The 13,180-nt window shown below is 65.4% G+C and carries 13 protein-coding genes; 11 read left to right on the plus strand and 2 right to left on the minus strand.

The window, feature by feature from the left end:
* Positions 1-7: 7 nt before the first annotated feature.
* Together GOSPT_RS07760 and GOSPT_RS07765 are read left to right on the plus strand one after the other, a co-directional pair.
* A complete protein-coding gene (locus GOSPT_RS07760; protein ID WP_039855163.1) occupies positions 8-832 on the plus strand; it encodes a tyrosine-protein phosphatase in 825 nt (274 codons plus the stop codon).
* Positions 833-926: 94 nt separating this feature from the next.
* Positions 927-1,355, plus strand: coding sequence for a hypothetical protein (locus GOSPT_RS07765; RefSeq protein ID WP_231894726.1), 429 nt, complete (start codon positions 927-929; stop codon positions 1,353-1,355).
* A gap of 34 nt (positions 1,356-1,389) precedes the next feature.
* Here the strand turns inward: GOSPT_RS07765 and GOSPT_RS07770 are convergent, their stop codons facing one another.
* Complete coding sequence (locus GOSPT_RS07770) at positions 1,390-1,878, minus strand: PaaI family thioesterase (protein ID WP_039855164.1); 489 nt, start codon at positions 1,876-1,878, stop codon at positions 1,390-1,392.
* A 96-nt stretch (positions 1,879-1,974) separates the two neighbouring features.
* Here GOSPT_RS07770 and GOSPT_RS07775 point away from each other — a divergent pair, with 96 nt between their 5' ends.
* The 8 genes from GOSPT_RS07775 to GOSPT_RS07810 all read left to right on the plus strand — a co-directional run bounded on the left by GOSPT_RS07775 (position 1,975) and on the right by GOSPT_RS07810 (position 8,297).
* The gene (locus GOSPT_RS07775; RefSeq protein ID WP_082965575.1) at positions 1,975-2,520 is read left to right on the plus strand and encodes a TetR/AcrR family transcriptional regulator; all 546 of its coding nucleotides are present in this window, start codon (positions 1,975-1,977) and stop codon (positions 2,518-2,520) included.
* Positions 2,521-2,665: 145 nt separating this feature from the next.
* Positions 2,666-3,343: a DUF4166 domain-containing protein gene (locus tag GOSPT_RS07780; protein WP_005204855.1), complete on the plus strand. Its 678-nt coding sequence runs from the start codon at positions 2,666-2,668 to the stop codon at positions 3,341-3,343.
* 38 nt (positions 3,344-3,381) lie between these two features.
* Positions 3,382-3,822 carry an SRPBCC family protein gene (locus tag GOSPT_RS07785; RefSeq protein WP_005204858.1) on the plus strand — a complete coding sequence of 147 codons (441 nt, stop codon included), beginning with the start codon at positions 3,382-3,384 and terminating at the stop codon, positions 3,820-3,822.
* A gap of 185 nt (positions 3,823-4,007) precedes the next feature.
* Entirely contained in the window at positions 4,008-4,526 is a 519-nt protein-coding gene (locus tag GOSPT_RS07790) for a DUF6764 family protein (RefSeq protein WP_005204861.1), read from the plus strand.
* 171 nt (positions 4,527-4,697) lie between these two features.
* On the plus strand, positions 4,698-5,645 hold the full coding sequence (ppk2, locus tag GOSPT_RS07795; protein ID WP_005204864.1) for a polyphosphate kinase 2: 948 nt from the start codon (positions 4,698-4,700) through the stop codon (positions 5,643-5,645).
* A 52-nt stretch (positions 5,646-5,697) separates the two neighbouring features.
* Complete coding sequence (locus GOSPT_RS07800) at positions 5,698-6,510, plus strand: hypothetical protein (RefSeq protein WP_005204866.1); 813 nt, start codon at positions 5,698-5,700, stop codon at positions 6,508-6,510.
* An 85-nt stretch (positions 6,511-6,595) separates the two neighbouring features.
* Entirely contained in the window at positions 6,596-7,531 is a 936-nt protein-coding gene (locus GOSPT_RS07805) for an alpha/beta fold hydrolase (RefSeq protein ID WP_231894725.1), read from the plus strand.
* 55 nt (positions 7,532-7,586) lie between these two features.
* Positions 7,587-8,297 carry a rhomboid-like protein gene (locus GOSPT_RS07810; protein WP_174273034.1) on the plus strand — a complete coding sequence of 237 codons (711 nt, stop codon included), beginning with the start codon at positions 7,587-7,589 and terminating at the stop codon, positions 8,295-8,297.
* Between the two features lie 17 nt (positions 8,298-8,314).
* On the opposite strand, the gene GOSPT_RS07815 is transcribed toward GOSPT_RS07810, so the two are convergent.
* The gene (locus tag GOSPT_RS07815; RefSeq protein WP_005204873.1) at positions 8,315-10,402 is read right to left on the minus strand and encodes a prolyl oligopeptidase family serine peptidase; all 2,088 of its coding nucleotides are present in this window, start codon (positions 10,400-10,402) and stop codon (positions 8,315-8,317) included.
* Between GOSPT_RS07815 and GOSPT_RS07820 the strand changes: the two genes are divergently transcribed.
* A complete protein-coding gene (locus GOSPT_RS07820) occupies positions 10,396-13,104 on the plus strand; it encodes an excinuclease ABC subunit UvrA (RefSeq protein WP_247608542.1) in 2,709 nt (902 codons plus the stop codon). The genes GOSPT_RS07815 and GOSPT_RS07820 overlap by 7 nt on opposite strands.
* Positions 13,105-13,180: the final 76 nt, after the last annotated feature.

Raw genomic sequence — 13,180 nt, forward strand, 5'->3', positions numbered from 1 at the left:
CGGTGCCATGTCCTCTGAGCCGTCTTCTGGGCCCGGTGCGCCCAGCCCCGTCTCCAGCCTGCCCAACCTGCGCGACCTCGGTGGGTACCGAGGACACGATGGAAGGGTCGTTGTATCCGATCGGTTGTACCGTTCGACGGATTTCCGGTCCATGGCCACCGCCGATCTCCCGTCCTTCGAGAAGCTCGGTGTCCGCACGATCTACGACCTGCGGTCGACGGCTGAGCGGACCGCACTTCCCGATCCCGCGCTTCCCGACGTCGCCGACATCCACCTCGACGTCCTTGCCGATTCGGAGACCGCGGTACCGGCAAATCTGCAGCGGTTCTTCTCCGACCCGGAGACCGTGAAGATGGCCTCACGTGAACTCGCGGGCGGTAAAGCCGCCGAAGCCATCGCGGCCACCTACCGCGGAATGGTCTCGCTACCGAGCGCTGTGCGCTCCTACCGCGGCTACTTCCGGGGGCTCCTCGGCGAATACGACGGTCCGTCGCTGTTCCACTGCACGACAGGCAAAGACCGCACCGGCTGGGCGGCAGCGTCGCTGCTGGCGCTGCTCGGCGTCGACAAGGACGACATCTATCACGACTATCTGCTCACCAACGAGCGCCTGATCCCCTCGTTGAAGCCGATCTTCGACGACTTCGCGGCAGCGGGCGGCGACCCGGACGTGCTACTTCCGGTCCTCGGCGTCGACCCCGCCTACCTCGACGGCGCGTTCGACGAGGTACGGCAGAAGTTCTCCGACATCGAGGGTTACTTCCTCACCGGACTTGGATTCGACGACGCCGCGCTCGCCACGCTGCGCGACACCTACCTCGTCGCGGACTGATCGTGATCACTGCGCGCCGCAGTGGTGTCGACCGGTGAATCCCCGCAGCGGAGGGCATCGGCATGCAGTGCGTCGGGCGTGGCGGGTGGCGCACGTGGCAGCCACCGTTGCTATCCCGTGGATGCTAGCGGTCTATTACTGGACATCAGCGGACCGATACACCATCGAGGGTTCGGGCCGTGTGGCCGCGCACTTCCACATGGCGGCGGCAATAGCTGCGGCGGTCCTGTTCGTAGATGCAGTGGTCCTGCGTGTCATTGGTCGGAGCGCCGCGGCGACGGTACCCTTCGCGATCGTGTGGGCGGGCGCCCTTGCATACTCGCTCAACGGGATTCGCACGTTCAGCGGTAAGGAATTCAAGGACTACTGCGGGAACGTCGAGTTGTGCATCCCCGACCTCGATTTGTTCGTGGGTGCGGTTCCGTTCGCGCTCGCGATGTCGTGCGCCGCGGTGTGCTCGATCGTCGTTGACCGCAAGCGTCGATCTGAGCGATTGACGGTGGAGGCAATCCACAACGGCTGAGCCGGGTCGGCTGGTGTCAAAACCGGGTGCCGCCCTAGCGGAACACGATGCACGTGGTGCTGCCGTGCGCGACGAGCTTGCCGTCGGACGAGAACACCTTGCCCTCGGCGGTGGCGGTACGCCCGCCGACGTGGATGATCTCGCCGACGCCGGTGAGTTCGCCGTCGTCGGTCTGCACGGCGCGAATGTAGTTGACCTTCAGTTCCAGCGTCGTATAGCCGGCGCCCGCGGGAAGGGTTGTGTGGATGGCGCAGCCCATCACGGAGTCGAGGAGCGTCGCACAGATACCGCCGTGGACGGTGCCGAGCGGATTGGCGAAGTCGGGTTGCGGGGTGACCGCAAAACTGACCGAACCCTCGTCTACGCGGACCGGGCGCATGCCGAGTAGTCGGCCGATGCTGGGGCGTCCGTCGTCGGGATTGTCGGCCCAGGCGCGAAGCAGCTGCAGTCCTGACATGGCTGTCGGATCGCTCGGTGCTGCTGTATCTGAGGTGGATTGCTTCATGACTATGTATCCTTGCATAGAAGCGATCAACTATGAAGGCCTACATAGTCGAGTTCTGAGAAAGGTGGCGTGACAGTGGCTCACGATGACGGCGAACTCGGCCCGCGGGACCGGATGATCGTGTACGCGGCAGACCTGATCGGTCGAGACGGTGTGCCGGGGACGTCCATCGGCGACGTTCTCGCGGCCAGCAAGGCGCCACGCGGTTCGATCTATCACCACTTCCCGGGCGGGAAGTCGGAGTTGATGACCGAGGCCGTACGGTATGCGGGCGAGTTCATCTCGTCGCGAATCGCTGACACCCACGCCGGTTCTGCCGCTGATGCCGTGGTCTCTATCGGCGACGTCTGGCGCAAGATGCTGGTCAGCACCGATTTCCAGCGCGGCTGCCCGGTGCTCGCGGGCGGACTCGCGCGGCGGGCCGAGCCGGCGACGGCCGACGAGGCCGACGAGATCTTTCGACGCTGGAGCCACCAGATCGCGGCGCGCCTCGTCTACGAGGGAGTCGACGACGCGCGCGCCGACTCGCTGGCCAATCTGATCATCGCGGGTATCGAGGGGGCTGTCGGGCTGTCGATGACCCAGCGCAGCGTCGAACCTCTTGATCTGGTGATCGGTGAGCTCTCGCGGTTATGCGAATCCGCGGTGGTCGTGGCCTGAAACCACCCGCTCTCTCGAGCGTCACGGGCATCACTCGCCGAACTCGGGCCGGAGGTCTCTACACGGTGTCGTGCGCCACATAGTAGGTTCTCCCACAGGTCCGGGGGCAGGGGTTGCCGTCGGTACGGCCAGGGGAGGTGGAATCGTGACGCCGGTGTATCGGGAGGCGCTGGGTTCCGACTTCGACAACCTGCACCCCAATGTCGCGTGGCGGTACTCGATCGACTCGACGTCGGGTGTTGCCCAACTCGGCAGCGGAATCTACGAGTCGGTCTACGTATCGTCGGCGCTGCCGCCCCCGCTCGTCTGGTTCTACGCCAAGCGCAACGCTTTTCCGGCACGGTCGAGTCGAATGGTGCCGTTCACCCAGAATCAGTACTGCTACGTCGACGAGCTCGGCCGGGAATCGCTGGCCGTGCTGCGCACCTTCTCGTACGGCAACGGCGACCGCGCGCTCAACTCACTTCTGGTCGACGGCAGGTCGGGACTCGTCGACTACTTCGGCGACGGCCCCGATCTGCTGTGGCCCATCGAGCCGTCGGTGACGCGGGCAGGCGAACTGCTTCTCGAGAGCGGGCCGATGCGCTGGCTCGGTCGCGGACCCAAGGTCGGAATGAAGGGCATGTTCGCCACGCAGATGAAGTACATCGAGGGGTGGGATGACGAGCACGAGCGTTTTCGCTGCGACGCCACCGTGCGCAATCCCGTCATCGGTGAGGTCATCCACTTCCGCGGTTGGTTCACCGCTGTCGATGTCGCGTGCGGTCTGCGCGACATCCCCGACGAGGCATGGCCGCTCCATCTCGTCGACCGCGAGGATTGACGTCATCCCGATCACACGCACAGGGTAGGTTGCTCATCATGGCCGTCTCAGCAAAGACCGAATTCGATATCGCCGCACCGTTATCGGTGGTGATGGAAGTCCTGATGGACGTCGAGTCACTCCCGGAATGGTCCGGCCCCCACAAGGCAGCGCAAATCGTCAGCACCCACGATGACGGCACGCCCGACGAGGTCTCGATGACCGTCAACGCGGCAGGCATCAACGACGACCAGTCCGTGAATTACTCGTGGACCGACACCACCTGCGAGTGGACGCTGATCAAGTCGACGACGCTCTCGGAGCAGCAGGGCAAGTACACGTTGACCGATAACGGTGATAGCACGCACGTCGAATTCGAGTTGCTGGTCGACCTCAAGATTAAACTGCCCGGACTCATCGTGAAGAGGGGACAGAAGGTCGCCGTCGACACCGCGCGCAAAGGCTTGACCGCCGAGGCTGAGCGTCGCGCAAAGGCTTGAGCCACATAGCTTTTCGTCCTTCCTGACAACAACGCCGGAGCTCCCGTTCGGGGGTTCCGGCGTCGTTTCCTATCCGTTACCTGAGAACGTGGGTTCCGCGGTATTCGTGAGGACTGTGGCGGGGTACGCTGACGGGGCTGTCCGCGTCTGCGCGACGCCCGAACGTCTTCTGGAGGCCAAACAAATTGCGTATCAACACTTTTGCCGTCCGTATCGTCGCCGTCGTCTGCGGAGGTGCGGGATTAGTTGCCGGGTTCACGCTCGGCGGCGGTGATGCGCACGCGGCCACAGAATGTAATGCCGCCAACGGCACTTCGGTGCAGCACATTTCGGGCACCAGCGGTTGCGGTGCACGCGCGGGCGCAGGCAGCACGGCCAGTGCCAGTGATGCCTCGTCGAGCGGCACCGCAGTGGCAGTCGCAGACGGCGGAGGGCACGCCCGCGCACACAATCTGCAGCCGGGATCGACGGCGCTGGCCGGAGCCAACTCCGGCGGCAACGCCTACTCGGTGACCACCGGCCCCGGCTCGATGGCGATCGCGCAGGCGCGTCGCGGGAGCAACTCGGTCGCTGTCGGTGGATGGGGTGGCCAGGCGGTCGCGACGCAGCAGGGTGTCTCGTGCACCGGTGGGTTCGCGGCGGCAGCTGATTCGGGCAGCGGCAAGGCATGCCTGCGTTCGGGGTCGATCAGCCTGCGCAACTGAAGCGTGTGCCTCGACTGAACACGCGTAACTGAACTTCACGCGCACAGCCGACTGCCGACGCCCCGAGGGAGCGTCGGCAGTCGGCTTTTTGGGAGCCACCCCACGTTCTGGCCGACGCCGAGTTCACCTCATTGCCACGCAGCGTTTGCCGGATACGCATATCGTTGGGTAGTGACCGAGTTACACGATCTCGAAGCCGTCGGCCCCGATTTCAGCAAGTTGAACGGACGTGAAGCCCTTCAACAGCTTGTCGATCTCAAGGACACCACGCAGTTCACGGTGAACGACGATGATGACGACGACCCGATCCTCCTCACGCTTCCCGAGCGCAACGTCGTCGACACCTGGCGCGAGGACTATCCGTACGACGAACGCATGAGCCGCCGTGAGTACGAGATCACGAAGCGTCGCCTGCAGATCGAACTGTTGAAGATGCAGAAGTGGTCCAAGCAGACCGGCCAGCGTCACCTGTGGCTCTTCGAGGGCCGCGACGCTGCGGGCAAGGGTGGCACCATCAAACGATTCAACGAGCACCTCAACCCGCGCGGCGCGCACACCGTCGCACTGGAGAAGCCCAGCGAGCGCGAGTCGACACAGTGGTACTTCCAGCGGTACGTGCAGCACCTGCCCGCGGGCGGCGAGATCATCTTCTTCGACCGGTCCTGGTACAACCGGGCCGGCGTCGAGCGGGTCATGGGATTCTGCACAGACGAGCAGTACGACGAGTTCATGCGACAGGCCCCCGGGTTCGAGAAGATGCTCGTCGACGACGGCATCAGCCTGGTGAAGTTCTGGTTCTCCGTCACGCCGCTCGAGCAGCGCACCCGGTTCGCGATCAGGCAGATCGACCCCGTGCGGCAGTGGAAGCTCTCGCCGATGGATCTCGCCTCCCTGGACAAGTGGGACGCATACACCGCGGCCAAGGAGAACATGTTCGAGCGCACCGACACCGACCATGCGCCGTGGATCGTCGTGAAGAGCAACGACAAGAAGCGTGCCCGCATCAATGCGATGCGCTACGTGCTGTCACTGTTCGACTACGAGGGCAAAGACGAAGAGATCGTCGGCCGGCCGGATCCGCTGATCGTCGGGCGTGCCCGCGATCTGGTCGGGGAGTGACGGCCACGGAACACTCATCGAGAGGTCAGCTTCGAGCGGTAGCGTCATAGCCGTGCGAACCTTCCTCAGCGGTCTGGCGACGATCGTCGCGGTCGTGGCCATCATCCTTGCGGTACCCGCTGTGTGGATCAGCGAACGAATCGTCGACGACGCCGGCTTCAGCTCACTGATCGAGCCGGTCGGCCACGACCAGGCGGTCAAGGACTACCTGGCGGGCGAGATCACCGAGCAGATCGCCTCGCGGACGTCGATCTCGGGGGCCGACGCAGTGGTGCGGCCACTCGCCAACGCTTATACCAACAGTTCGCAGTTCCCCGCCGACTTCGCCGACGTCGCCACGCAGCAACATCAGTGGTTGTTCGACGAAGCATCGGATCCCAACGCGCCGATGCAACTCGACATCACGTCGATGGTCAACCGCGTGCTCGAGAACGCGCGTGTCGGTGTCAGCGTCTCCGGACCGATCACGATTCCCGTCTCCAGCGGCGACACCGGCCTGCACGCGGGCGCGTATCACCGAGCCGGGGAGCAGATCACGACGATCGCCAAGGTGTCGGTGATCGTGGGGATCATCGCTGCGGTCATCGCGCTGCTTGTGGCGAGGCGACGCGGGACCGTGATCGCGTGGCTGGGCATCGCGACGGTCATCGCGGGTGTGGTGTGCTGGGCGGGCGCGAATCTCTACGGGACCTACCTGAAGAACGACATCGCGTCGTCAGAGAACAACGCCAAACCAGTTGCCGACGTCGTCATCGACACCATCTCGCACGAACTGCAATGGACCGGCGTGATCTCGATGCTCGTGGGCGCGGGCATCCTGGTGTTCGGAATCATCATCCGGCTCGCCTTCGGCGGACGGCGATGACTGCGCGCCTTCGGCGGACGGCGATGACTGCGCGCCTTCGGCGGACGGCGATGACTGCGCGCCTGCGGCCGGGAGAGATGGCCCGATGACCGCGAACGCCGTCGACTTCTCCGTTCCGCAGCGTGCGCCAGATGTCGTCGACGACATGGTGTTGGCTGACGGCACCCATACACCGGTGCGGATCTTCCGCGCGGAGGCAGACTCTGCCGGGCCGCTGGTTGTCCTGTTCCCCGGATTGGGAACCCCGGCAAGCTACTTCGACCTGTTCGCCACCCGCTGTTCCGCCGCCGGGGTGTCGGTCGCGTGCGCCGACCTGCGGGGGCAGGGCGCAAGCAGGCCACGCCCGTCGCGCGCCAGCGTGTTCGGCCAGCAGGAGATGGTTGTCGACGACGTGCCGTCGGCCATCGCCGTTGCCCGACGACACGTCCCCGACGGCCCGCTGTACCTCGCCGGGCACTCGATGGGCGGGCACATCGTGTCGCTGTATGCCGCGCGGCAGGCTCACCGCGCTGCCGAAGGCGGCCGACAGCTCGGCACCGACGGCAGTCACCGACTGAGTGGACTCATCCTGATTGCCTCCGGTGTGCCGTTCCACAAGCTCTACCGCGGCGGCTCGGGTCTGCGGGCCTCACTGGGGCCACTGGCGATGTACCGCATCTCGCACGCCGTCGGCTTCTGGCCGGCCGCCGGTCGTCGAGGGCTACGGCAGGCAGTCCCGCGTGCTCATCCGCGATTGGACGTACCTGAACAGGCACGGCCGATTCAGTCCCCGCGGTGCCGACATCGATTACGAGGCCGCTTTCGGCGAGATCGACATCCCGGTGTTAGCGGTGACGATCGGTGCCGACTCCGACGCACCGCCACCCGTCATGGGCGCGTTGACCGCGAAGTTCACGCACGGCGCCGTCGATCATCGGCACATCGCGGCACCTCTCGGACACAATCGTTGGGCGCGCGACTCGACCGCACCTCGCCTGGTCGTCGAGTGGCTGTCGGAGCTGTGAGTCTCCTCGGAGGATGACCGGCAGGCGTCGATCGCGGGCGCGGTAGCCGTCGGTGCGTCACACTTGACCACGATGACGCAGGCAACCGGTGATGTGAGGACAGGCGGGCTACCACGACGTGTGGCAACCCACGTCGTGTCCTGCCTGCGCAGCGCACCCCTGACCTTCCTCTGGCTTGCGGTGCTGTTGGCGACGACCATCGCACAGCACCTGATGAGCCCCGCCGACCTCGACCGCGTACTCGGCGCCCGGTCGACCAACCTCGAACACCTGACGCACGATCCCATCCACGTCCTGTGGACGAGCCTGTTCTGGATCGACGGCGCGTTCTGGCTGCCGTGGGCGGTGGCGTTCTGCATCTTCCACGTGCCGGCCGAGCGGTGGCTGGGGTCGTGGCGCTGGCTACTCGTCGGTGCGTCGGCGCACATCTTGGCGACCTTTGTCAGTCAGGGTGTGCTCGGGCTCGCCATCCGCGAGGGCGTCCGCAGCGCCGACATGATCCATGTGCAGGATGTCGGCGTCAGCTACTTCTTCGCCGGGGTGGTCGGAGTACTCACATATCGGATCGCTAGACCGTGGCGGTGGATCTACCTCGCGGGAGTGTTCATCTACTACGGCGTTCCGGTGATCACCGATCTCAGTTTCACCAACATCGGCCATCTGAGCGCCGCGCTGGTCGGGTTGGCGTGGTATCCGATCACGCGCGGTCGGGGCGAGGCGTGGGACCCCGTCGCCGCGGTCCGTCGATGGCGTGGGTGGAATGCGCGCGGACAGCATCCGTGACGCGCTGAGCGCTGTGCCTACGAGCCGTCGTCCCCGCCTTGCTTTTCGGTCTCACCCTGCTCGTCGGTCTTACCTAGTGTCTCCCAGAGGAACTCGTAGGCAAGCGCCGACTTGTATGCCGCCTGCTTGTTGTCGGCGGCGCCGCCGTGGCCGCCCTCGATGTTCTCGTAGTAGTCGACGGTGTGTCCGTTTTCTTCAAGCCGCGCAACAAGTTTTCGTGCGTGGCCGGGGTGTACGCGGTCGTCGCGGGTCGAGGTCGTCACAAGGATCGGCGGGTAGTCGACGTCGCGTCGGATGTTCTGATATGGCGAGAACGGCTGCATGAACGCCCACTCGTCGGGGTCTTCCGGATTGCCGTACTCGGCCACCCACGACGCTCCCGCGAGTAGCAGGTGATAGCGGTACATGTCGATCAGCGGCACCTGGCAGACGAGTGCACCGAAGAGCTCGGGATAGCGGGTGAGCATGACGCCCATCAGCAGTCCGCCATTCGAACCGCCCTGTGCACCAAGCTGTTCCGGAGTCGTGAAGCGTCGAATGACCAGATCCTTCGCAACGCTGGAGAAGTCCTCGTAGACCAGATGGCGTCCCGCCTTCTGCGCCACGGTGTGCCATGCGGGGCCGTACTCGCCGCCACCACGGATGTTGGCGATCACATAGATGCCGCCGCGTTCGATCCATGCCCTCCCGGCAACTGTTAAATAGCCTGGGGTGAGCGCATTTTCGAAGCCGCCGTACCCGTAGAGCAATGTCGGTCCGTGTGTGACGTCGGTACGTCGGACGACGAAGTAGGGGATGAGCGTGCCATCGTCGGAGGTGGCGAAGTACTGCTCGGTGGTCACCGATGAGGCGTCGAAGAACTCGGGGCTGTGCTTGATCACGGTGGCGTCGTCGGAGCCGATCGTGCCGTGCAGCAGGCTGGGCGGTTCGGTGAACGACGTGGCCGACCAGAACACTTCGTCGCTGTGATCGGGATCGGTGTCGAGCACGGAAATCGTTGCCAGGACCGGCAATCCGGCTATCTCGACGGGTGACCAGTCGCCAACGGTCAGCACCGTGATCGACGTGTGCACGTCGTGCAGCGTCGTGATGATCAGGTAGTTCTTGGTGAACGTGAAGTCGACGAGGCTGGTGTGGCCGTCCGGTTCGAACAGGACTGTGGCGTCGCGGTTTCCGTCGAGGTAGGCCGGATAGTCGAACGTGAGGAGCGTGCCGGGCGCGTACGTGGGACCGTCGGGACCCGACGGCGACCACTCCGAGCGCGTCATGACCAGCAGCCAGTCGCGTCGTACGCCCGCATACGCGTCGGTGGGGACGTCGATGAGGGCGAGCTCGCCGTCGCGGTTTTCGAAGAGCAGAGAGTTGAAGAAATCCGTTGCGCGAGAAACAAAATGACGTTCGAACCCGGGGGTGTCGTCGTAGACGGCTCGGATCGAGATGTCCGACGGTTCGCCGGTGAAGACGGTGACGGCGTCGTCGAGCGGAGTACCGCGCGTCCAGCGTTTCGCGATGCGCGGGTATCCCGATTCGGTTAGCGAGCTGTGCCCGTCGGGTGCGGTACCGAAGTCGGTGCCGACGTAGACGTTGTCCTCGTCGATCCAACTCACCGTCGACTTGTTCTCGGGGAGCGTGAATCCGTCGGTGACCCAGGTGCGTGTGGTGAGGTCGAATTCGCGCACCACCGCGGCGTCGGCACCGCCGCGTGACAGCGAGATCAGCACGCGCCGATAGTCGGGGCGCAGCGCCGTAGCGCCCTTCCACACCCAGTTCTCGTCCTCGGACTTGGCGAGTTCGTCGACGTCGATCAACACGTCCCACTCGGGATCGTCGGTGACGTAGGAGTCGAGCGTGGTGCGGCGCCACAGGCCGCGCGTGTTGGTGGCGTCGCGCCAGAAGTTGTAGAGGTAGTCGCCGCGGCGTCGAACATAGGGAATGCGATCGTCGGTGTCCAGCGCTTCGAGGGTCTGCTCCTCGATCTCGGCGAATCGCTTCGACGCGGTCAGCCGGTCGACGGTCGGGGCGTTGTGCTCGCGCACCCAGTCGAGGGCGGAGTCTGAGGTGACCTCCTCGAGCCACAGGTATGGGTCGGTGCTCTCGGATGTCATCGGTGCGCAACCTCTCGTCGTGGACGTCTGGCGTGGTCGATCGTCCGCTCACCGACCTACTGGCCAAAATAGCGCGCCCACGCAGTGGGGTCGGCGCGCTGCTGGTCGCCGGTGTCGGCAGCGTGTCGATACGGTCGGGCGTGGATAGGCTCGAGAGGGTGAGCCGTTCCGTCGAGCACGTGTCCGCCCCAGTGCGTCGCAGTGCAGAGCCCGATCAGATCTCCGTGCGCGGGGCTCGGGTGAACAACCTGGCCGACCTCGACGTCGACATCCCGCTGCGCGCGCTGGTGGGGATCGCGGGAGTGTCCGGGTCGGGTAAGTCGTCGCTGGCACTCGGGGTGCTGTACGCGGAGGGGTCGCGGCGCTACATCGAGGCGCTGTCGACCTACACCCGACGCCGCATGGCACAGGCGGCGCGCGCGAATGTCGACTCGGTCGAACACGTACCGGCAGCGCTTGCGCTGCGACAGCGACCTGCGCCACCGGGAGTGCGCTCGACGTTCGGTACGTCGAGTGAGTTGCTCAACGTGCTGCGGCTGATGTTCTCGCGCCTGGCGTCGCACAGATGTCCCAACGGTCACTACGTGCCGCCGACGATCGACGTCGCGGCCGAACGGCCGTTCTTCTGCCCGGTCTGCGGCGCGCAGGTCGACGCTCCCGGCGCCGAGGATCTCGCCTTCAACTCGCGCGGCGCGTGCCCGACGTGTGCGGGGACCGGCGTCGTACGGACCGTCGACGACGACGCGCTCGTCCCCGACCCCGACAAGACCCTCGACGAGGGCGCGGTGGTGCCGTGGAACATGTTCGGGTTCAACGTGCAGCCTGCCATCGCCCGCGAGTTCGGGGTGCGCACCGACGTGCCCTGGCGCGACCTCACCGACGACGAACGCGAGATCGTGCTCGACGGGCCGGAGGAGAAGAAGCACATCACCGTCACGTCGAAGAAGGGTGTGCACGATCTCGACTTCACCTTCCGCAACGCCCGACTCACGGTCACCGAAGAGCTCAAGCGTGCCGACAACGAGAAGCGGCTCGCTCGGGTGAGCCGATTCCTCACTGTCGGAACGTGTCTCACGTGTGACGGCACACGATTGAGCGACGCGGCGCGGGCACCACGGATCGGCGACGACAATCTGGCGGATATCACCGCCCTCTCGCTCGACGACGTACTCGCCTGGGCGCCAGGGGTTCCGACGACGCTGCCGCCCGAGATGCGGGAAATGGCACAGGGACTCGTCGACACACTGTTCGATATGGCGCGACGACTTGTCGAATTGGGACTCGGCTACCTCACACTCGATCGCGCGGGCGCCACGCTGTCGACGGGCGAGCGGCAACGCGTACAGCTCGCGCGGGCGGTGCGTAATCGGACCACCGGCGTGCTCTACGTGCTCGACGAGCCGTCGATTGGTCTGCATCCAGCGAACATCGAAGGGCTGCTCGGTGTGATGAACGACCTTCTCGCCGATGGCAATTCGGTGGTCTTCGTCGACCATGACGTGCAGATTCTGCGTCAGGCGGAATGGCTCGTCGAGATCGGACCCGGATCGGGAAGCGACGGTGGCAGGGTCATTGCACAGGGGACGGTGTCAGCGGTGTCCGGCGACCCGGATTCACGCCTGGCCGGATTCCTCACCGGCGCAGAGGATGTGGTGGTTCGCGCGCAGAGTCCGCGCGACGAGGTGTTCGCACCTGGCTCCTTTCATCTCGAGACGTCGGCGATCCACACCGTCGAACCACTGGTCGTCGACATCCCGCGCGGCCGGCTCGTTGCCGTCACCGGGGTGTCGGGTTCGGGCAAGACCACGATGGTGCTCGAGTCGTTTGTACCGGCGTTGGCGGCGTTGTCGACCGAACCTCCGGCGCGGCTCCCGCGGCATGTCGTCGAACTCGATGTGCCGGAACTGCCCTCGGGCAAGAGATTTCACCCCCAGGTGGTCGACGCGACGCCGATCGGTATCAACGTACGGTCAACCGTCGCAACCTATTCCGGCGTGATGGACGATCTCCGTCGGGCCTACGCCGACACCGAAGCTGCACGGGCTGCGGGTCTGACCGCCTCGGACTTCTCCTACAACACCGGATCGCTTTCGTGTCCGAGATGTGAGGGGACGGGCGAGGTTTCACTCGACGTACAGTTCCTGCCCGACATCGACATCGTGTGCCCCGAATGCAAGGGGAGCAGGTTCGCGCCGCGTGCGAGGGAGTTCACCCGCGACGGGGTGTCGCTTCCGGAGTTGCTCGGCTACACGATCCGCGACGCCGTGCGGGCAGTGTCGGGTCTGGCGCGAGTGACCAAGCGGCTCAAGGCTCTTGACGAACTGGGACTCGGGTACCTCACACTCGGCGAATCAACCCCGGCACTGTCCGGCGGCGAGGCGCAGCGTCTGAAACTGGTGAATCAGTTGCACCGCGACCAGTCCGACACGGTGTTCGTCCTCGATGAGCCGAGCGTCGGGCTGCACCCGCTGGACGTGCGCACACTGCTGCAGGTGCTGACCCGACTGACCGAACGCGGCGGGACGGTCATCGTCATCGAGCACGACCTCGACGTGATCGCCAACGCCGACTACGTCATCGACATGGGGCCGGGCGGTGGGGAGGCGGGCGGTCGGATCGTCGCGGTCGGCACACCCGGCGAGGTGGCGACGGATTCGGTGTCGATCACGGGCCGCTACCTCGCCGAGCACCTGCGGGGCTGAGGGGTGGTCTCGACAAGCTCGACCAGCGGGTGATGCTCGACCGGCGGTGGTCTCGACAAGCTCGACCAGCGGGATG

It is taken from the genome of Gordonia sputi NBRC 100414, from assembly GCF_000248055.1.
Taxonomy (GTDB): Bacteria; Actinomycetota; Actinomycetes; order Mycobacteriales; family Mycobacteriaceae; genus Gordonia; species Gordonia sputi.

Bases quoted from the DNA above. Each gene is read 5' to 3' on its own strand.
- GOSPT_RS07760 (WP_039855163.1), top strand. From the start codon at position 8: ATGTCCTCTGAGCCGTCTTCTGGGCCCGGTGCGCCCAGCCCCGTCTCC.
- GOSPT_RS07770 (WP_039855164.1), bottom strand. From the start codon at position 1,878: ATGCAAGGATACATAGTCATGAAGCAATCCACCTCAGATACAGCAGCA.
- GOSPT_RS07775 (WP_082965575.1), top strand. From the start codon at position 1,975: ATGATCGTGTACGCGGCAGACCTGATCGGTCGAGACGGTGTGCCGGGG.
- GOSPT_RS07785 (WP_005204858.1), top strand. From the start codon at position 3,382: ATGGCCGTCTCAGCAAAGACCGAATTCGATATCGCCGCACCGTTATCG.
- GOSPT_RS07805 (WP_231894725.1), top strand. From the start codon at position 6,596: ATGACCGCGAACGCCGTCGACTTCTCCGTTCCGCAGCGTGCGCCAGAT.
- GOSPT_RS07810 (WP_174273034.1), top strand. From the start codon at position 7,587: ATGACGCAGGCAACCGGTGATGTGAGGACAGGCGGGCTACCACGACGT.
- GOSPT_RS07820 (WP_247608542.1), top strand. From the start codon at position 10,396: ATGTCATCGGTGCGCAACCTCTCGTCGTGGACGTCTGGCGTGGTCGAT.
- GOSPT_RS07815 (WP_005204873.1), bottom strand. From the start codon at position 10,402: ATGACATCCGAGAGCACCGACCCATACCTGTGGCTCGAGGAGGTCACC.